The sequence below is a fragment of the Streptomyces sp. NRRL S-646 genome (assembly GCF_000720765.1).
Lineage (GTDB): Bacteria > Actinomycetota > Actinomycetes > Streptomycetales > Streptomycetaceae > Streptomyces.
In genome coordinates, this window is record NZ_JODC01000024.1 from 60,723 (window position 1) to 78,615 (window position 17,893).

Sequence of the window (17,893 nt, forward strand, 5' to 3'; positions counted from 1 at the left end):
CAAACCCCGCCAATGGGTTGCATACGTTCTGTGATCGTGCACCCTGCTCCAACTTCCTGTTCACATACGTCCGTCAGGACGCCGCCGCGGGCAGGGGGCGCCGCGCCGTGGACCCGGTGATCATCGTCGGAGCGGGACCCGTCGGGCTCACGCTCGCCCTGGCGTTGGCCCGTCAGGAAGTGCCCTGCGTCGTGCTGGACGAAGGCCCCGGCAAGGACGAACCACGCCCCGCGCGCACCGTGGTCCTGCGCGAGGACACCGCCGCCCTGATGGAGCGGCTGACCGGCCAGCCGCTCGCGCGGGAAGGGGCCCACTGGGCCGGATGGCGGTCGATGCGACGCAAGCAGGTGATGCGCGAAGTCACCTTCGGCGACCATGAACCCGCCCCCCTGCACATCGCCCAGCACGTCCTGACCGGCGCCCTGCGCGCCGCCCTGGCCACCGAGCCCCTCGTCGAGGTCGCCGTGGACAGCCGCCTCGACACTGTCGAGCAGGAGGCCTCGGGGGTCACCGCCCACACCCGCGGCCCCAAGGGCACCTGGTGGCGCGGCAGTTACCTGGTCGGCTGCGACGGCCCGCGCTCCACCGTGCGCAAACTCCAGGACATCCGTTTCCCGGGCCGTACCGCGGTGGAGCGACACGCCGTGGCCGCGCTGCGCACGGAACTTCCGTGGGCGGACGAAGCATTGCTCCACCGGATGCCGCCGTGGCGGACGTCCGGGCCCTCGGCCGGGGAGGTGACCGCCCGCCCCCTCCCGGACGGCGTGTGGCGCCTGGACTGGCTGCTGCCGCCGGGCAAGGACCTGGTCACGCCCGAGCTGCTGCTCGCCCGCATCCGGGAGACCCTGGCCGGCTGGACCGGGGGCCCGACGCCGCCGTACGAACTCCTCGACACCGGTGTCCACACGGTCCACCACCGTCTGGCCCGCCGCTGGCGGGTCCGCCGGGTTTTCCTCGCGGGGGACGCGGCGCACCTGCTCGGCGCGCTGGGCGCGCAGGGGCTCGACGAGGGGCTCAGGGACGCCGACAACCTGGCCTGGAAGCTGGCGCTCGCCTGGCACCACGGGCCGCACGAGGCGCTGCTCGACAGCTACCAGGCGGAGCGACGCGGCGTCGTCGCGGGCCGGCTGCGCGCGGCCGACCAGGCGTTGCCGCTGCTGCGCGGCGGCGGAGGGCTGCGCCTGCCCGGCTCGGCCCGCGGCCACGACGCGCTACTCACGGACGGTCACCTGGGACGCGGGACGCTTGGTGCGCCGGGAGCGTACGCCGCCTCCCCGCTCGCGCCCCGGCACCTCGAAGCCGAGGTCCCCGTGGACACGGCGCCCGGCGAGCCGGTCACCGATGTGCGGGTCACAGCGGAGGACGGCACCTTCGTGCAGCTGCGGGACCGGCTCGGGCGCGACGCCCTGCTGGTGGTGCTGATCGCGCCGGGTACGGGGGTGTGGGACCGCAAGCACTGGATGTCCGCCGGGATCATGCCCCGGCTGGCGGCCGCGGTGGCCGCGCTGCCGCACCACGCCGAGCTGCTGGTCGCCGAGAGCTATCCCGGTGCGGCCGCCCACACCGTGCTGCTGGTACGCCCGGACGGGCGCCTGGTCACGGCGCTGGGCGGGGTGCGCCCGGCCGACCTCTACTCGGCGGCGGAGGCGACGCTGGGAGGACCGGCGAAGGCGGAGGCCGAAGCCAAGGCCGGATCGCGCTGATGAGCCCCAGAGCATCGTCATGCGGCCGCGGCAGAATCATCAATCAGCGGCCACACTCTATGGCGAGTACTGCCCCGCGCACGGAATCAGTCCCTACGGTCCACATATTGACTGCTCCCCTCCAGAGAGATGCATGCTCCCTCAGGCATAAGTGGGGATCCCTGACTCACGCTGCCTGATCGCTCAGCGAGCGACCAGGTCTGACACGATCGACACCAGCCGGGGCCAGACCAGCCCGGACGAGCATCACGCGGGCGGAGTTCTTGTCTCTCGGTGAGACAGCGCCACACGCGGTGCATGTGTAGGTGCGCTCACCCAGCGGCAGTGCGTGCTTGGCTCTCGCTCCGCAGCGTCCGCAGTCCATCGTGGTGTGCGCAGGATGTACCAGGTGCACGGATCGCCCGTGCTTACGCCCCATCTCGATCAGAGCTGTCTTGGTAGCTCCGATGGCGGCGTCGGCGGCCTTGCGGGCCATCATCGTCTTCGAAAGGAATTTCGGCTTGAAGTCCTCGACCGCAAGGGCATCGTGATCGAGAACGACTCTCTTGGCCCATTTACGACCCGTGTCCTGGCGCTGCCGGGCGACCTTCTTGTGCAGCTTGACACACGGACGTTTGACCTTTCGGTAACCCTTGGAGCTCGCCTGCCCCCTCTTCGACTTACGCCGAGCCATCATTCGGTCGTACCGGCTCAGCTTCTCTTTAGCCTTCCTGCCGTGCGCAGGATGGGGTAGGTCATGCATGGCGCTGGTGGTGGTCGCGGTCACCCTCACACCCCAGTCGATGCCGATCACGCAGCCGGTCTCCGGCAGCGGTTGCACACAGACAGGGACGACGAACGAGCAGTACCAGTGCCTGATGCTGTCCTGATACACGCGGACGGACGTCGGTGCAGCGGGAAGGTCACGCGACCACACAACAGTCAGGATGATTCCGCCAGCGAGATGCAGCTTGCCATCCTTGAGCCGGAAACCGCGCTTTGTGTAGTTCAGCGTTGGCAGAGCTTTGCGCTTCCTCTTCCACCTCGGCATCCCTGCCCGCCGATGCATCGGCAACCGGTCCTTGATGTCCTTGATCGCCTTGGACCGGGCCTTGCCGAAGTCACGGATGAGCTGCTGCTGCGGCACGCTACTGCCTTCACGGAGCCACGGAGTGACTGCCCGCGCCTCGGTCAACATCCTGTCCAGTGCGGCCGGGCCGATCTTCTCACCGTTGGCGTACGCGTTCTTCGAGCGGGCCACGCACTCGTTCCAAATCCAGCGGCACCGGTCCCACTCACCGAGCAGGGCCGCTTGAGCGCCGCCCGACACGCGGAGCCGATAGGCGTATCGGGCATGTCCGACATCCCGGTCTGTTGGTGACGTCGCCATGATGTCAAACTAGCATCATGATTCGATTTGCGTTGCGCATTCCTGAAGATCTGCATGCCCGGCTAACTGCACGGGCAGCCGCCGACCGGCGCTCCATCAATTCGGAAATCCTGCACCTGTTGGACGCCGCTCTCAGTACTCCTACGGAGACCGCCGACGCGCCCGATGCCAAACCGACCAGTGCTCCGCAGCACGAGAACCCGGGCTCTTCACCTGCCTGAACACAGGAGACATCCCATGACGGTGAGTTGACCGCTCTGCACCGTCAATGGTGTACTCCGGATCGTGACCGACACCTTTGCGCGCCTGTGGCGGAGGGTCCATATGGACCTCGTCCGCTACGCGGGCTGCGTGTGTCGCCCGTCCTGCTGAATTCGCATCCCACTCCTTCCGCGCGCCTTCCAGTGCTGACGCGCGCCCCCGCGAACTCTTCTTCAGGACGGTGCCACGTGTCTGTCTCTCCTTCTGCCCCTCCCTCCACCGCCGCCCCCGCCCAGGTCCCGACGCAGGCGGACCTCCTCGACTTCGTACGGCGTACGGCCGCCGACGCGGAGCTGATCGCCTCACTCCCGCTCGATCCCGAGGGCCGCACCTGGGTGCGCCTGGAGGGGCCCGGCGGCAGCGAGGCCTGGCTGATCGGCTGGCCGCCAGGCACGGGCACCGGCTGGCACGACCACGCCGAGTCCGTCGGCGCCTTCGTGACGGCGGCCGGTGAGCTCAAGGAGAACTCGCTCGCCGCCCGTCTGCCCGCCGACGGCTGGAAGACCCTGGAGCTCACCGAGGGCGTGGACCGCGAGCGGCGGCTGCCGACCGGCAAGGGGCGTGCCTTCGGGCGCCATCACGTCCACGAGGTGCTCAACGAGTCCACCGACCAGCACGCGGTCTCCGTTCACGCCTACTACCCGCCGCTGCCGCAGATCCGCCGCTACAGCCGCGTCGGCCAGGTCCTGCGCCTGGAGCAGGTCGAGCGCCCGGAGGACTGGCAGTGAGCGGCGACGGTCCGGTCCGCGGGCAAGCGGGCGGTGCGGGCGATCAGCCCGTCGGCATCGACGAGCTGCTGGAGCGGGTGCGCGGGGGCTACGAGCGGATCGAGCCGAAGGAGGCGTACGACGCTGCTCGCGCCGGCGAGGCCCTCCTGGTCGACATCCGATACGCCGCCCTGCGCGAGCGGGACGGCCTCATCCCGGGCGCCCTCGTCGTCGAGCGCAACGAGCTGGAGTGGCGCCTCGACCCGCAGGGCAGCCACCGCGTGCCGGAGGCCACGAGTCACGAGGTGCGGGTCGTGGTGATCTGCAACGAGGGGTACGCCTCGAGCCTCGCGGCGGCATCGCTGCACGGCTTGGGGTTGGGACGGGCCACCGATCTCGTCGGCGGGTTCCAGGCGTGGAAGGCGGCGGGGCTGCCAGTGGCGTCATAGGCGCTCGGTCGGCCTATCGGTCGTCGCCGACGCCGGTACTCACTCGCCGTCCGACATGGCCTCGATGCGGGCGACGAAAGCACTGGCTAGAAAAGGGAACGCCGCCGGGTTCGACGGTCACGCCCTACTGAGCGTGGCAGGCATCCCGGCGGCCACGCCTCGATGGCTCCTGCCCCGTCAGAACCCCTCCTCCCCGAGGAACTCCGTGTCCTCCCCCTCCTCCTCCAGCGCTTGCCGGACCACCCGCAGCGCCATGCCCTCGGAGTAGCCCTTGCGGGCGAGCATGCCCGCGAGGCGGCGCAGCCGCTTTTCGCGGTCGAGGCCGCGCGTGGAGCGCAACTTGCGGGCGACTAGTTCGCGTGCCGTCGCTTCTTCCTGCTCCGAGTCGAGCTGGGAGACTGCCGCGTCGATCAGCGTGGAGTCGACGCCCTTGGTCCGCAGCTCCTGGGCCAGCGCCCGCCGGGCGAGCCCCCGGCCGTGGTGCCGGGACTCCACCCAGGCGTCCGCGAACGCGCTGTCGTTGATCAGCCCGACTTCCTCGAACCGCGACAGCACCTCCTCCGCGGCCGCGTCCGGAATCTCCCGCTTGCGCAGCGCGTCGGCGAGTTGCTTGCGCGTGCGCGGGGTCCCGGTGAGCAGGCGCAAGCAGATCGCCCGCGCTCGCTCCACCGGGTCCCCTGAGGACTCCTCCTGCTCGGCCCTCGACGAGGAGGAGGTGCCCCCGTCCTCACCGGACGGCTCGCCACGACGTCGCTGCCGACGTCCGCGGGAACCGCCCGCACCACGCCCCGCGCCATCACGGGCCGCGCCGCCACGACGGCGCGAGCGACCGCCGGACGGGCCGGAGCCACGCACCGAGCCATCGTCCGGCCACTCCCCGCCCCCGGACGACTCGCCCTCGCCGTACGACCGGTCGTCCCCGTACGACCCGCCGTCCCGGTATGCGCTGTCGCCGTGCGAGCCCCCCGTGCCGTACGACTCCGCGCGGCCGTGTCCCCCGTCCGTGCCGCGCCCCGCATTGTCCTCGTATGCATCGCCGCCCAGCCCGGCAGAACCCCCGTCGCCTCCCCCGCCCCGCATGCGCGGAGTGTCCTGGTCGGCGTACTCGGCCCAGTCGGTTCGCCGTGTCACGGGGTCAGCTCTTGGCAGCCGGGGCCTTGGCCTTCGCCGCCTTGGCCGGCGCCGGGGCCGGCACCTTCGCGGCCTCGTCCGCGGTGGCGGAGACGGCAGCGTCCGCGCCCGGCTCAGCGGTGGGCTCCTGCGGACGTACGCCGACGCCCAGCTTCTCCTTGATCTTCTTCTCGATCTCGTTGGCCAGGTCGGGGTTGTCCTTCAGGAAGTTGCGCGCGTTCTCCTTGCCCTGGCCGAGCTGGTCGCCCTCGTACGTGTACCAGGCGCCGGCCTTGCGGACGAAGCCGTGCTCCACGCCCATGTCGATCAGGCCGCCCTCGCGGCTGATGCCCTGGCCGTAGAGGATGTCGAACTCGGCCTGCTTGAAGGGCGGGGCGACCTTGTTCTTGACGACCTTGACCCGGGTGCGGTTGCCGACCGCGTCCGTGCCGTCCTTCAGGGTCTCGATGCGGCGGATGTCCATGCGCACCGAGGCGTAGAACTTCAGCGCCCGGCCACCGGTCGTGGTCTCCGGGGAGCCGAACATCACGCCGATCTTCTCGCGGAGCTGGTTGATGAAGATCGCCGTGGTCTTGGACTGGTTGAGCGCACTGGTGATCTTCCGCAGCGCCTGGCTCATCAGACGGGCCTGCAGACCCACGTGGGAGTCGCCCATCTCGCCCTCGATCTCCGCGCGCGGGACGAGCGCGGCGACGGAGTCGATGACGATCAGGTCGAGGGCGCCGGAGCGGACCAGCATGTCCACGATTTCCAGAGCCTGCTCGCCGTTGTCCGGCTGGGACAGGATCAGGTTGTCGACGTCGACGCCGAGCTTTCGCGCGTACTCGGGGTCGAGGGCGTGCTCCGCGTCCACGAAGGCCACCTGGCCTCCGGCCCGCTGCGCATTCGCCACCGCGTGCAGGGTCAGGGTCGTCTTGCCGGAGGACTCCGGGCCGTACACCTCCACCACTCGGCCGCGGGGAATGCCGCCGACGCCGAGCGCGACGTCGAGTGCGGTCGACCCGGTGGGGATGACCTCGATGGGCTCGTTCGGCCGCTCGCCCATGCGCATTACTGCGCCCTTGCCGAACTGCCGTTCAATCTGTGCGAGCGCGGCGTCCAGGGCCTTCTCGCGGTCGGTTCCTGCCATGGGTTCCACCCGATTTGCTTGAGTCGATCGCTTCACGTCAAAGACGCTAACGCCTGCCACTGACAATGCGCCCCGACGCCCGTCCGGCCTGTGGATAACTCGGGTACATCTCTTTCAAAACCGTGTCGAATCACCCGTGGAGAGCTTCGCCGGAGCCTCCATAAGAATGGATGTTCGATTTTTGTGTCAAGCGCCCCACGCGACACCTCCGACCCTACGTCCGCGGTCCGACAACAGGCCGGACTCCTGGCCATGCGGCCGCTGTTCGTGCCTGCGTCCCCGTTCGGCTACTCCCCGCGGCGTACGGCGGGTGTCTTCGGTCGGACGATGACCGGAGGGGGCGGTCTCACAAGGCTGAAGGCATGGAGACCAAGAAACCCGTCCGAGCGTGCGGCAGGGCAGCACGCGGAAGTCGCGCTACGGACGGGAGGGCGGGCCTGATGACAGCCTCCACGGTGCCGACGCGCCCGTCGGCCCCGGTGGCCTGGTGGTCGGGATCCCGCCCGGCGGAGCTCCTCTGCCACGCCGTCGGCCTTCTCCTGATCCTCTCCGGCCTCGTGCACCTGGTGGTGTTCGCCGTCGACGGCGGCTCCTGGGACGGGCCCGTCTCCTGGCGCAAGCCCGTCACGTTCGGGCTTTCCTTCGGGGCGACGCTGATCGCGGTGACCTGGGTGACGTCGTATCTGCGCATCGGTTCGCGGCTGCGCGCCCTGCTGCTCGTCGTGTTCGCCGCCGACTGCGTCGTGGAGGTCGGCGGCATCACCCTTCAGGCCTGGCGCCGGGTGCCCTCGCACCTCGACATGGAGACACCGTTCGACACCGCGGTGTCCATGACGCTCGCGGTGGGCGGTGGCGTCCTCGTGGTGCTGCTCACCGTGTTCGCTGTCACCTCGTTCCGCCACCGGCCCGCAGGTCCCGCGGGGATGGCGCTCGCGGTGCGCTCCGGCTTCGCGATCCTGCTCGTCGCGCTCGCTTCGGGCGCCGCGATGATCGCGCGCGGTGTCGTGCTCACCCGTACCGGCCACCAGGAGGCGGCCTACCACTCGACGGCCCCGCTCAAGCCTCTGCACGGAGTCAGCCTGCACGCGGTGCTCGTCCTGCCGGTGCTGGCACGGCTGCTGTCCGGCACGTCCTGGAGCGAGCCGGTGCGGAGGCGGATCGTGGCCGCGGCGACCGGTTGCTACGTGGCTGCCGTCATCGGCGCTGGGGTGTGGGCCGTTCTCACGTACTGAGTGAGTGGCGCCCGCTCATCGGGCCGTGCCTCAGGAGGAGGAACCCTCCCCGGCTTCCACCGCTTCGTCCTGTGCCGGCCCCGGCCGCCGTATCCACAACTGCCGCGCGCGCGTGAGCAGACCCGGCCTTGATCCGCCTCGCCGGTGCCCGTGGACACGAGGATCGTCCGTGACGGCGTACCGCTTCACATACGCCCCCAGGAACGCCTGCAACGTGGCGACCGCGGGGATGGCGATCAGCGCGCCCACGGCGCCGAGGAGCGCGGTGCCGGCGATGACCGAACCGAAGGCGACGGCCGGGTGGATGTCGACGGTCTTCGCGGTCAGCTTGGGCTGCAGCATGTAGTTCTCGAACTGCTGGTACACCACGACGAAGATCAGCACCCACAGCGCGTACCAGGGATCGACCGTGAAGGCGATCAGCATGGGCAGGGCGCCCGCGAGGTAGGTGCCGATGGTCGGGATGAACTGGGAGACCAGGCCCACCCAGACGCCGAGCACGGGCGCGTAGGGCACCCCCAGGATCTGCAGCAGGATGTAGTGCGCTATGCCGGAGATGAGCGCCATCAGGCCGCGCGAGTAGATGTAACCGCCGGTCTTGTTGACGGCAATCTCCCACGCACGCAGCACCTCGGCCTGGCGCGCGGGCGGCAGTACGGAGCAGATCGCGCGGCGCAGCCGCGGGCCGTCCGCGGCGAAGTAGAACGAGAACAGCGTGATCGTCAGCAGCTGGAAGAGACCGCCGATGACCTGGGCGGACACGTCCAGTACACCGGTGGCGCTGTTCTGCACGTAGTTGCGCAGCCAGTTGGAGCGGAGCAGGCCCTCCTGGACGTCAACGCGTCTGAGTTCGGTGTGGAAGTGCGTGTTGATCCAGTTGATGACGGAGTCGAGGTAGTTCGGGAACTCCTCGACGATCTTGATGATCTGGCCCGCGAGCATGGAACCGAGAAGGGTGACGAAGCCCGCCGCCATGATCATTACGGCCAGGAAGACGAAGCCTGTCGCCAGCCCCCTGCGTATACCGCGCGAGGCCATCCAGCTCACCGCGGGCTCGATGGCCAGAGCCAGGAAGAACGCGATGAGGATATTGATCAGCAGGCCGGTGAGCTGATGGAAGGCCCAAGTGCCCAGCTGGAACGCCGCGTAGAGGGCGAGGACGAGCACCACGGCGCGCGGCAGCCAGCGCGGCATGCTGGCGCTCGGCCCGGCGGCGTCGGCCGGGGGCCGACCGGGCGGCGTCGTGCCGAACGGGGATGCGTGCTGGGGCGTCTGCCCGGCCTCGTCAGTGGGTGCCACGGATCAAGTCTCGCCCACTGGTCTGACAATCAACTACCGTCCTGCGATCTTCGTGACCGATCAGTGCTTCTCCCGCGGAACGTCCATGACCGTGCAGACCACTCGCCACACGTCCTTGGCATCCCAGCCTGCGTCCAGCGCTCCGTGCACCGTGCGACCGCCGAGCTCCGCCATCACGTGGTCGCGTGCGAAGGTGTCGGCGTATCCCGGACCGAAGTGATCCGCCATCCGCTGCCAGAAGACCGTCAACCGCATGACTCCAGTATCCCGCCCCTGGGGGTGGGCCTGAGCCGGGACCCCTTGCCGAGACCGCTTTCCGCCCTACGGTCTGACGCATGTCCGAAACAGGAGCTTCCCCACTCCCTGCCACTCCCCCGGCACGCTCCCCGCTCTTCCGCGCCGAGCACTTCGTCTGGCTCACCGCGCGCGTGCTGGAACAGCGCCTCTTCGCGTACCACTTCCTGAACGGGGGCGCCGACCCGGTGGAGACCGCGCTGGACGCGTACCGCAACGAGGACGGCGGGTACGGCCATGCGCTGGAGCCCGATCTGCGCGGCCCCGTCAGCCAGCCGCTGCACACCGTGCACGCGCTGCGTGTTCTGGACGCCATCGGGCGCTGTGGCGGACAGCGGGTCGAGCGTGTGTGCCGCTATCTGACCGCCGTGTCCACGACAGATGGTGCCCTGCCGGCGATCCATCCCAGCCAGCGCGGCTATCCGGCGGCCCCCTTCATGCCCATCGTGGACGATCCGCCCAGCGAACTCCTCACCACGGGGCCGGTGGTGGGCCTGCTGCACCGCAACGAGGTGTGGCACGCCTGGCTGTTCAGGGCCACCGACTTCTGCTGGCATGCGGTCGAGTCGCTGGAGAAGTCCCACCCCTACGAGATCGAGGCCGCCGTGGCCTTCCTGGACTCCGCTCCCGACCGCCCGCGCGCGGAGGCGGCCGCCGACCGCCTCGGCCGCCTGGTGCGTGAACACCGGCTCGCGGCTCTGGAGCCCGACCGTCTCGACGCGTACCCGGTCGCCCCCGGATACGGGCCCGACGAGCACCACTTCCCGCACGACTATGCGAAGACACCGAGCTCTCTGGCGCGCGCGTGGTTCACGGATGCGGAGATGACGCGTTCCCTCGACTTCCTCGCGGACGCGCAGCACGAGGACGGCGGCTGGCCTGTCCGGTGGCGCCAGTGGGCGCCGGGGACCACCCTCGAGGCTCGCCCCATGGCGACGATCGAGGCGCTTCACACCCTCAGGGCGCACGGGCGTCCCATCGGCTGACCTGGGCGCCGTCACCCGCCCATGGCACGCACCCCGGCGGTCACCACTACAGCCGCCGCCACGACGAGGAGGAACGGGGCGCGCAGGACCAGCGCCAGGGCGGCTGCGGCGAGCCCTGCAACCCGCGCGTCGAGCACCAGGGCGTGCCCGTCGGCGAAGGTCTGCTGGGCCGTGAGGGCGGCGAGAAGGGCCACCGGCAACAGCGCGGCCAGACGCCTGACGAGCGGCTTCTCGAGCGCACCCGCGGGTACGAGCAGTCCGGCGAGCTTGACGGCGTAACAACCCAAGGCGGTCGCGCCGATCGCGATCCAGGTGTTCAACGGTCTTCCTCTGGTACGTCGGTCTCGTGTGTTTCCTTGCGTGACGTGCCCCTGCGGCGACCCTCCAGGCAGAGAACGGCGGGCGCTGCCAGCGCGGCCACCAGGACGGGCACTCCGGCGGGCAGCACGGGCAGCAGACCGAGCCCCAGAAGGACGGCGAGGCCGGCCACCGCGCGCTCGGTGGTGGTCTTGAGCATCGGCGCGAGCAGAGCGAGGAAGACGGCCGGCCCGGCGGCGTCGAGGCCCCATGCGTCGGTGTCCCCGATGGCGTCGGCGCCCAGTGCACCGAGGAACGTGGTGAGGTTCCACAGCAGGTACAGACTGAGCCCGGTGACGGCGAACCCGATGCGCGTACCCCGCCGCGTGGGCTGCGCCAGCGCGACCGCGGTCGTCTCGTCGATGACCCACTGGGCCGCGAACGGCCGCACCGCGCGCGGGAGTGCCAGCAACTGGGACAGCCGGAGTCCGTAGAAGGCGTTGCGCACCCCCAGGAAGAAGGCGCCCGCCGCTGCCGTGAGCGGGTTGCCCCCGGCCGCGAGCGCCCCCACAAGGGCGAACTGGGATGCGCCGGTGAACACGAGGAGGCTGAGCGCGCATGTCTGCAGCAGCGTGAGCCCGCTGCCGGCCGAGGTCACCCCGAAGGCGAAGCCGGACAGTCCTACGGCGACGCCGACTCCGAGGGCGTCCCGTACGACGGCGGAGTCCGCCTTTCCTCCGGCTTCCGGACGTTTGCCTGCGAAAGCTGTCTGTTCTGCCACGCACCGGACGGTAGGAGCAGTCGCCCCCGCGCGTCTTGTACGTTCTTGCGCTCACGCCGGTACGCCCCAGGGGGCACGCCGACGATCCGGGTGAAGTGCCGGTTCAGGTGCGGCTGATCGGTGAACCCGACGGCGACGGCAGCCTCCGCGGGCGTTGTACCGGCGTCCAGCAGCCGCCGCGCCCGCCGCACCCGCGCGTCCGTGGCATGAGGCGGCATCCCGTAGGCCTCCCGGAACGCCCGCAGCAGCGCGAACGGACTGGTGCCGAGATCGGCCGCAAGCCTCTCCAGAGTCGGAGGCTCGGCCAGCCGCTCCTCCAACACGGCACGCGCGCGTGCCGCCATCCGGGCACCCGCCGTCCGCACCTTGCGCTGTGGCAACGACCCACCATTGAGCCGTAGGAGCCTCGTCACAGCGACCCGCAGCAGCGTGTCGGCGGCCAGGGCATTGCCGTCCTCCGCGGCCCGCAGCACCTGATGTACGAGCGCCCCGGTGTACGAATCGTCGAGCACTGGCAGGACAAACCCCGGCGTCCCGCGGATGAGAGTGGTCTCAGCCGCGATCCCGGCCACCACCTCCGGCGACGGATACACGGCCCCGTACCGCCACCCCTCAGGCACCCCGGCCCGCCCGGTATGCGGCGTATCAGGATTGACGAGCGCGAGCGCCCCCGCCCCCGCGTACTGATCGGCCCCGCGATGGTGAAAGACCTCGACCCCGTCGGCGATGGCGGCAATGACGAAGTTCTCGTGCGTGTGCCGCACGAACTCCTTGCGGACGTACCGGGCGCGCAGCAGATCGACCCCGGGCAGTTCGGCGTACTGCCAGTGCCGAGCCAACTCCTTTTCCGACCCCGCCATACCTCCATTCTCCGCCAGCCCGATACAAAGCAGCCCTCACGTCCGCACCCACCCCCACCCACCGCAGCCGCCGACGCACGGGAGCGGGTCGCGGCGGTGCGGCGCAGCCCGCCGCTTACTTCATCCCGCCGCCGGCGCCCTCGGACGCCAGGCCGATCTCCCGCGGGCGGCGGGCTCGCCGCACCGCCGCGACCCCGACCCACGACGAACCACATCGCGCCCGGCCCTGACCCAGCACAGGGCAGCGCCACGCAGCGAACCCGCAGGCCAGAGCCATTGTCAGTGGCCGGGTGCAGGATGGACGCATGGTCAGCTCCGCACACCGAGCCCTCGACGGCTTCTCCCCCGCGACCCGCGGCTGGTTCACGGGGGCCTTCTCCGCGCCCACCGCGGCCCAGGCGGGCGCGTGGCAGGCCATCAGAGAGGGCTCGGACGTGCTGGTGGTCGCCCCCACCGGTTCCGGGAAGACCCTTGCCGCGTTCCTCGCCGCCCTGGACCAGCTGGCCTCCACACCGCCGCCCGCAGACCCCAGGAAGCGCTGCCGCGTCCTGTACGTGTCGCCGCTCAAGGCCCTCGCGGTCGACGTCGAGCGCAACCTCCGCAGCCCCCTGACCGGTATCCGCCAGGAATCCGTGCGCCGGGGCCTGCCCGAGCCCGAGGTGAAGGTGGGCATCCGCTCCGGCGACACCCCGGCCGCCGAGCGCCGCGCCCTGTCCACCCGGCCCCCGGACATCCTGATCACCACCCCGGAGTCGCTGTTCCTGATGCTGACGTCGGCCACGCGCGACGCGCTGACCGGCATCGAGACGGTGATCCTCGACGAGGTGCACGCGGTGGCGGGCACCAAGCGCGGCGCGCACCTCGCGCTCTCCCTGGAGCGGCTGGACGAGATCCTGCCGAAGCCGGCCCGCCGCATCGGCCTGTCGGCGACGGTCCGCCCGGTCGACGAGGTCGCGCGCTATCTGTCACCGCGCCGCAAGGTGGAGATCGTCCAGCCGAAGTCGGGCAAGGAGTTCGACCTCTCGGTCGTCGTCCCGGTCGAGGACCTGGGCGAGCTGGGCGGCTCCCCGGTCGCCGACGGATCGGAGGGCACGGAGCGCCCCTCGATCTGGCCGCATGTCGAGGAGCGGATCACCGACCTCGTCCAGGCCCACCGTTCCACGATCGTGTTCGCCAACTCCCGCCGGCTCGCGGAGCGTCTGTGCAACAGGCTCAACGAGATCGCGTACGAGCGGGCCACCGGCGAAACCCTGGACGAGCACCACGCCCCCGCCGAGCTCATGGGCGGCTCCGGAGCCGCCCAGGGCGCACCACCCGTCATCGCCCGTGCCCACCACGGCTCGGTCTCCAAGGAGCAGCGTGCCCTCGTCGAGGAGGACCTCAAGGCGGGCCGCCTGCCCGCCGTGGTCGCCACCTCCAGCCTCGAGCTGGGCATCGACATGGGCGCGGTCGACCTCGTCGTCCAAGTGGAGTCCCCGCCGTCCGTCGCCTCCGGCCTGCAGCGCGTGGGCCGCGCGGGCCACCAGGTGGGCGCGGTCTCCACGGGCGTGGTCTTCCCGAAGTACCGAGGCGACCTCGTCCAGGCGGCGGTGGTCACCGAGCGCATGCGCACCGGCTCCATCGAATCCCTGAAGGTCCCCGCCAACCCTCTGGACGTGCTGGCGCAGCAACTCGTGGCGATGACGGCCCTGGACACCTGGCAGGTCGACGACCTGCTCGCCACGGTCCGCCGGGCCGCCCCCTTCGCCTCGCTCCCGGAGTCGGCGTTCACGGCGGTCCTCGACATGCTCGCGGGCCGCTACCCGTCCGACGCGTTCGCCGAGCTGCGCCCGCGCGTGGTGTGGGACCGCGTCGCCGGCACGGTCACCGGCCGGCCCGGCGCTCAGCGCCTCGCCGTCACCTCCGGCGGCACCATCCCCGACCGGGGGCTCTTCGGGGTCTTCCTCGCCGGAGCCGACCCCAAGAAGGGCGGCGGCCGGGTCGGCGAGCTCGACGAGGAGATGGTCTACGAGTCGCGTGTGGGCGATGTCTTCACGCTCGGCACCAGCTCCTGGCGCATCGAGGACATCACGCGCGACCGCGTCCTGGTCTCCCCCGCGCCGGGCGTACCGGGCCGGCTCCCCTTCTGGAAGGGCGACCAGCTCGGCCGCCCGCTCGAACTGGGCCGCGCGGTGGGCCAGTTCCTGCGCGAGGTCGGCTCGCTGCCCAAGGAGGACGCCCGCCTGCGTCTCCTCGCGGCGGGCCTGGACGCCTGGGCCGCGGACAACGTCCTGTCCTACCTGGACGAGCAGCGCGAGGCCTGCGGCCATGTCCCGGACGACCGCACCATCGTCGTGGAGCGCTTCCGCGACGAGCTCGGCGACTGGCGGGTCGTCGTCCACTCCCCCTTCGGCGCCCAGGTACACGCGCCGTGGGCACTCGCCCTCGGCGCCAAGCTCTCCGAGCGGTACGGCATGGACGCCCAGGTCATGCACGCCGACGACGGCATCGTGCTGCGCCTCCCGGACGCCGATCTCATGGGCCTGGACCTGCTCGACCAGGAGCCGATGAAGGCGGGCACGGAGTACGACGCAGATCAGGCACCCGTCGGCGCCGCGGACGTCGTCTTCGACAAGGGCGAGGTCGACCAGGTCGTCACCGACCAGGTGGGCAGCTCCGCCCTGTTCGCGTCCCGATTCCGCGAGTGCGCAGCTCGCGCGCTGCTGCTGCCGCGCCGCAATCCAGGCAAGCGCACCCCGTTGTGGCAGCAACGCCAGCGCGCCTCCCAACTGCTCCAGGTGGCCAGCGAGTTCGGCTCGTTCCCGATCGTCCTGGAAGCGGTCCGCGAGTGTCTCCAGGACGTCTTCGACGTCCCCGGCCTGGTCGAGCTGATGGGCGACCTGGAGTCCCGGAAGGTGCGCCTGGTCGAGGTCACCACCCCCGAGCCCTCCCCCTTCGCCCGCTCCCTCCTGTTCGGGTACGTCGCCCAGTTCCTCTACGAGGGAGACTCACCGCTCGCCGAGCGCCGCGCCGCCGCGCTCTCCCTGGACTCGCGGCTGCTGGCCGAGCTGCTGGGCCAGGCGGAGCTGCGCGAACTGCTCGACGCCGAGGTGCTGACCGAGCTGGAGCGGGAACTCCAGTGGGTCACCGAGGACCGGCGTGTCAAGGACGCCGAGGGTGTCGCCGACCTCCTGCGCCTGCTGGGCCCGTTGACCGACGCCGAGCTGGCCGAGCGCGGCGCCGAGCCGCACTGGGCGCAAGAGCTGGCCGGCGCCCGCCGCGCGATCAAGGTCCGCGTCGCCGGCGCGGACCACTGGGCGGCGATCGAGGACGCGGGCCGCCTGCGCGACGCCCTCGGCACTGCCCTGCCAGTCGGCGTCCCGGAGGCTTTCACAGAGCCGGTGAAGGACCCCCTCGGCGACCTCCTCGCGCGCTACGCCCGCGCCCATGGCCCCTTCACATCGGCCACAGCGGCGGCTCGCTTCGGCCTGGGCGTGGCCGTGACGGAAGGCGCACTGCAGCGCCTCGCGGCCAACGGCCGTGTCGTGCAGGGCGAGTTCCATCCGGCAGGCATCGGCCAGGAGTGGTGCGACGCGGCAGTGCTGCGCCGACTGCGCCGTCGTTCCCTGGCGGCGTTGCGGCACGAGCTGGAGCCGGTGGCACCGGCGGCGCTCGCCCAGTTCCTGCCGCAGTGGCAGCACATCGGCAAGGGGCACGGGCTGCGCGGTGCCGACGGACTGGTGCGTGCCTTGGAGCAGTTGCAGGGTGCATCCGTGCCCGCGTCGGCCCTGGAGAAGCTGGTGCTGCCGTCCCGCGTCGCCAACTACACGCCCGCGATGCTCGACGAGCTCACCGCCGCCGGAGAGGTCGTCTGGGCCGGCGCAGGCGCCCTTCCGGGCAAGGACGGCTGGGTCTCCCTGTACTTGGCGGACGCTGCTCCCCTGCTGCAGCCCCCACCGCACCCTCTGGAACTGACGGCGCTCCACCAGTCCGTACTGGACGCCCTCTCCGGGGGCTACGGCCTGTTCTTCCGCCAGATCGCCGACCAGGTCCGCGCGACCACCCACCCCGACGTCACCGATCCCCAACTCGCCGACACTGTCTGGGATCTGGCCTGGTCCGGACACCTCACGAACGACACGCTGGCCCCCATGCGCTCCCTGCTGGGCTCGGGCCGCACCGCGGGCTCCACGGCCCACCGTGCCAAGCGCAGCGTCCCTCGTGGGCGTTACGGCTCCCTGACCGCCGCGGCCCGGCCCGCCTCCCGCAGTGGTCCACCGACCGTCGCCGGCCGCTGGTCCCTGCTCCCGGCACGCGAGGCCGACCCGACGGTGCGGGCGCACGCCGTCGCCCGCACCCTCCTCGACCGGCACGGCGTGGTAACCCGGGGCGCCGTCTCCGCGGAAGGCGTCGAGGGCGGCTTCTCGGCGACGTATCGCATCTTGTCTGCCTTCGAGGAGAGCGGCCAGGCACGGCGCGGCTATGTGGTGGAGGGGCTCGGCGCGGCGCAGTTCGCGATGGACGGCGCGGTGGACCGCCTGCGCGCGGTGTCCAACGCCCGCGACCGCGGCGAAACCCTGCCGCAGCCGTCGGCCGACGGCACACCGAGCGGCTTCCCCGCCGACCCCTTCAGCTCGTCCCACGCCTTCACCTCGCCTGGCGACCCAAGCGCCGGAACGCCCCACGGCCACACACCCCACGGCTCCGACGATCCCGACACCTTCGACTGGACGGACGGCTTCGACTCGGGGAGCGGCACCGCCCGGAGCGGGGACCGTGCCCGCCGGGACCGGCCCGAGTTCGACATCACCGGCTTCGAGGACGACTTCGGCCTCCCGCCCGCTCGCGCCTCCCGGGACGAATACGTCTCGCCCCGCGACCTCGCGCTCCCGGGCGCAGGCGGCCCCCGAAGCGGCCCCGGCTCGTACGGCTCCGCCTTCCCCGATCGCCGGCTCCGCCCCACTCCCGACTCCCGTGCCGTCGTCCTCGCCGCAGCCGATCCGGCGAACGCGTACGGCGCGGCGCTCCCCTGGCCGGAGCCCCCGACCGGTGCGGGGCACAAGCCGGGCCGAAAGGCGGGCTCCCTGGTGGTCCTCGTCGACGGTGAGCTGACTCTCTACATGGAGCGCGGCGGCAAGACACTGCTGGCCTGGCCCGCCGACCCGGAAGGCACCGCCACCGACGACCCCCGCCTGCAGGCTGCCGCGCAGGCACTGGCCGCAGCCGCCAAAGCGGGCTCTCTCGGCACCGTCACGGTGGAGCGGGTCAACGGCGCCTCGGCCCTGACGTCCCCCATCGGCACCCTCCTGGAAGGAGCAGGCTTCATCGCAACCCCACGAGGCCTGCGGCTGCGGGCCTAACCGCAAGGGCCCCGCTCTCCGAGCCCACGTGCGCCCACCCGTGACACCCTTGACGC

The 17,893-nt window shown here is 71.2% G+C and carries 16 protein-coding genes; 8 read left to right on the forward strand and 8 right to left on the reverse strand.

Translation table 11 applies throughout. From position 1 onward, the window contains the following. Positions 1–107 precede the first annotated feature (107 nt). Positions 108–1,703, forward strand: a complete 1,596-nt coding sequence (locus IH68_RS0142590; RefSeq protein ID WP_030947280.1) for an FAD-dependent monooxygenase — start codon at positions 108–110, stop codon at positions 1,701–1,703. Positions 1,704–1,869: 166 nt separating this feature from the next. Here the strand turns inward: IH68_RS0142590 and IH68_RS0142595 are convergent, their stop codons facing one another. Beyond that, complete coding sequence (locus IH68_RS0142595; RefSeq protein WP_030947285.1) at positions 1,870–3,072, reverse strand: RNA-guided endonuclease InsQ/TnpB family protein; 1,203 nt, start codon at positions 3,070–3,072, stop codon at positions 1,870–1,872. Between the two features lie 17 nt (positions 3,073–3,089). On the opposite strand from IH68_RS0142595, the gene IH68_RS59575 reads away from it, so the two are divergent. From IH68_RS59575 to IH68_RS0142610, 4 genes are all read left to right on the forward strand, one after another. Further along, positions 3,090–3,293: an Arc family DNA-binding protein gene (locus IH68_RS59575; RefSeq protein WP_078912862.1), complete on the forward strand. Its 204-nt coding sequence runs from the start codon at positions 3,090–3,092 to the stop codon at positions 3,291–3,293. A 103-nt stretch (positions 3,294–3,396) separates the two neighbouring features. Then, positions 3,397–3,444, forward strand: coding sequence for a hypothetical protein (locus IH68_RS60000; protein ID WP_309506048.1), 48 nt, complete (start codon positions 3,397–3,399; stop codon positions 3,442–3,444). 77 nt (positions 3,445–3,521) lie between these two features. After that, positions 3,522–4,061 carry a cysteine dioxygenase gene (locus tag IH68_RS0142605; RefSeq protein ID WP_030947288.1) on the forward strand — a complete coding sequence of 180 codons (540 nt, stop codon included), beginning with the start codon at positions 3,522–3,524 and terminating at the stop codon, positions 4,059–4,061. Then, positions 4,058–4,489, forward strand: a complete 432-nt coding sequence (locus IH68_RS0142610; RefSeq protein ID WP_030947290.1) for a rhodanese-like domain-containing protein — start codon at positions 4,058–4,060, stop codon at positions 4,487–4,489. The genes IH68_RS0142605 and IH68_RS0142610 overlap by 4 nt, the downstream gene beginning before the upstream one ends. Before the next feature lie 177 nt (positions 4,490–4,666). On the opposite strand, the gene recX is transcribed toward IH68_RS0142610, so the two are convergent. Together recX and recA are read right to left on the reverse strand one after the other, a co-directional pair. Further along, positions 4,667–5,620: a recombination regulator RecX gene (gene recX / locus IH68_RS54355; protein ID WP_199931982.1), complete on the reverse strand. Its 954-nt coding sequence runs from the start codon at positions 5,618–5,620 to the stop codon at positions 4,667–4,669. A 4-nt stretch (positions 5,621–5,624) separates the two neighbouring features. Continuing rightward, on the reverse strand, positions 5,625–6,749 hold the full coding sequence (gene recA, locus IH68_RS0142620; protein ID WP_030947296.1) for a recombinase RecA: 1,125 nt from the start codon (positions 6,747–6,749) through the stop codon (positions 5,625–5,627). A 440-nt stretch (positions 6,750–7,189) separates the two neighbouring features. Between recA and IH68_RS0142625 the strand changes: the two genes are divergently transcribed. Continuing rightward, a complete protein-coding gene (locus IH68_RS0142625; protein ID WP_051833999.1) occupies positions 7,190–7,981 on the forward strand; it encodes a hypothetical protein in 792 nt (263 codons plus the stop codon). A gap of 30 nt (positions 7,982–8,011) precedes the next feature. On the opposite strand, the gene IH68_RS0142630 is transcribed toward IH68_RS0142625, so the two are convergent. Both IH68_RS0142630 and IH68_RS0142635 read right to left on the reverse strand, forming a co-directional pair. Then, positions 8,012–9,280, reverse strand: a complete 1,269-nt coding sequence (locus IH68_RS0142630) for an AI-2E family transporter (RefSeq protein ID WP_199931983.1) — start codon at positions 9,278–9,280, stop codon at positions 8,012–8,014. Positions 9,281–9,340: 60 nt separating this feature from the next. Continuing rightward, a complete protein-coding gene (locus IH68_RS0142635) occupies positions 9,341–9,535 on the reverse strand; it encodes a DUF3046 domain-containing protein (RefSeq protein WP_030947308.1) in 195 nt (64 codons plus the stop codon). Between the two features lie 80 nt (positions 9,536–9,615). On the opposite strand from IH68_RS0142635, the gene IH68_RS0142640 reads away from it, so the two are divergent. Continuing rightward, entirely contained in the window at positions 9,616–10,560 is a 945-nt protein-coding gene (locus tag IH68_RS0142640) for a hypothetical protein (RefSeq protein WP_030947312.1), read from the forward strand. An 11-nt stretch (positions 10,561–10,571) separates the two neighbouring features. Here IH68_RS0142640 and IH68_RS0142645 read toward each other — a convergent pair whose 3' ends face one another. Genes IH68_RS0142645 through IH68_RS0142655 form a run of 3 tightly spaced genes read right to left on the reverse strand, consistent with a single transcriptional unit; the run spans position 10,572 to position 12,498 of the window. Then, entirely contained in the window at positions 10,572–10,880 is a 309-nt protein-coding gene (locus IH68_RS0142645; RefSeq protein ID WP_030947314.1) for an AzlD domain-containing protein, read from the reverse strand. Continuing rightward, positions 10,877–11,638 carry an AzlC family ABC transporter permease gene (locus tag IH68_RS0142650; RefSeq protein ID WP_051834000.1) on the reverse strand — a complete coding sequence of 254 codons (762 nt, stop codon included), beginning with the start codon at positions 11,636–11,638 and terminating at the stop codon, positions 10,877–10,879. The genes IH68_RS0142645 and IH68_RS0142650 overlap by 4 nt, the downstream gene beginning before the upstream one ends. Beyond that, positions 11,539–12,498: an AraC family transcriptional regulator gene (locus tag IH68_RS0142655; RefSeq protein ID WP_030947318.1), complete on the reverse strand. Its 960-nt coding sequence runs from the start codon at positions 12,496–12,498 to the stop codon at positions 11,539–11,541. Before IH68_RS0142655 ends, IH68_RS0142650 begins: the two co-directional genes overlap by 100 nt. Positions 12,499–12,803: 305 nt before the next feature. Between IH68_RS0142655 and IH68_RS0142660 the strand changes: the two genes are divergently transcribed. Next, complete coding sequence (locus tag IH68_RS0142660) at positions 12,804–17,837, forward strand: ATP-dependent helicase (protein WP_030947320.1); 5,034 nt, start codon at positions 12,804–12,806, stop codon at positions 17,835–17,837. Positions 17,838–17,893: the final 56 nt, after the last annotated feature.

Excerpts from the sequence above, each read along its gene's own strand:
- recA (WP_030947296.1), bottom strand. The coding sequence starts at position 6,749 with ATGGCAGGAACCGACCGCGAGAAGGCCCTGGACGCCGCGCTCGCACAG.
- IH68_RS59575 (WP_078912862.1), top strand. The coding sequence starts at position 3,090 with ATGATTCGATTTGCGTTGCGCATTCCTGAAGATCTGCATGCCCGGCTA.
- IH68_RS0142640 (WP_030947312.1), top strand. The coding sequence starts at position 9,616 with ATGTCCGAAACAGGAGCTTCCCCACTCCCTGCCACTCCCCCGGCACGC.
- IH68_RS0142655 (WP_030947318.1), bottom strand. The coding sequence starts at position 12,498 with ATGGCGGGGTCGGAAAAGGAGTTGGCTCGGCACTGGCAGTACGCCGAA.
- IH68_RS0142595 (WP_030947285.1), bottom strand. The coding sequence starts at position 3,072 with ATGGCGACGTCACCAACAGACCGGGATGTCGGACATGCCCGATACGCC.
- IH68_RS0142635 (WP_030947308.1), bottom strand. The coding sequence starts at position 9,535 with ATGCGGTTGACGGTCTTCTGGCAGCGGATGGCGGATCACTTCGGTCCG.
- IH68_RS0142625 (WP_051833999.1), top strand. The coding sequence starts at position 7,190 with ATGACAGCCTCCACGGTGCCGACGCGCCCGTCGGCCCCGGTGGCCTGG.
- IH68_RS0142660 (WP_030947320.1), top strand. The coding sequence starts at position 12,804 with ATGGTCAGCTCCGCACACCGAGCCCTCGACGGCTTCTCCCCCGCGACC.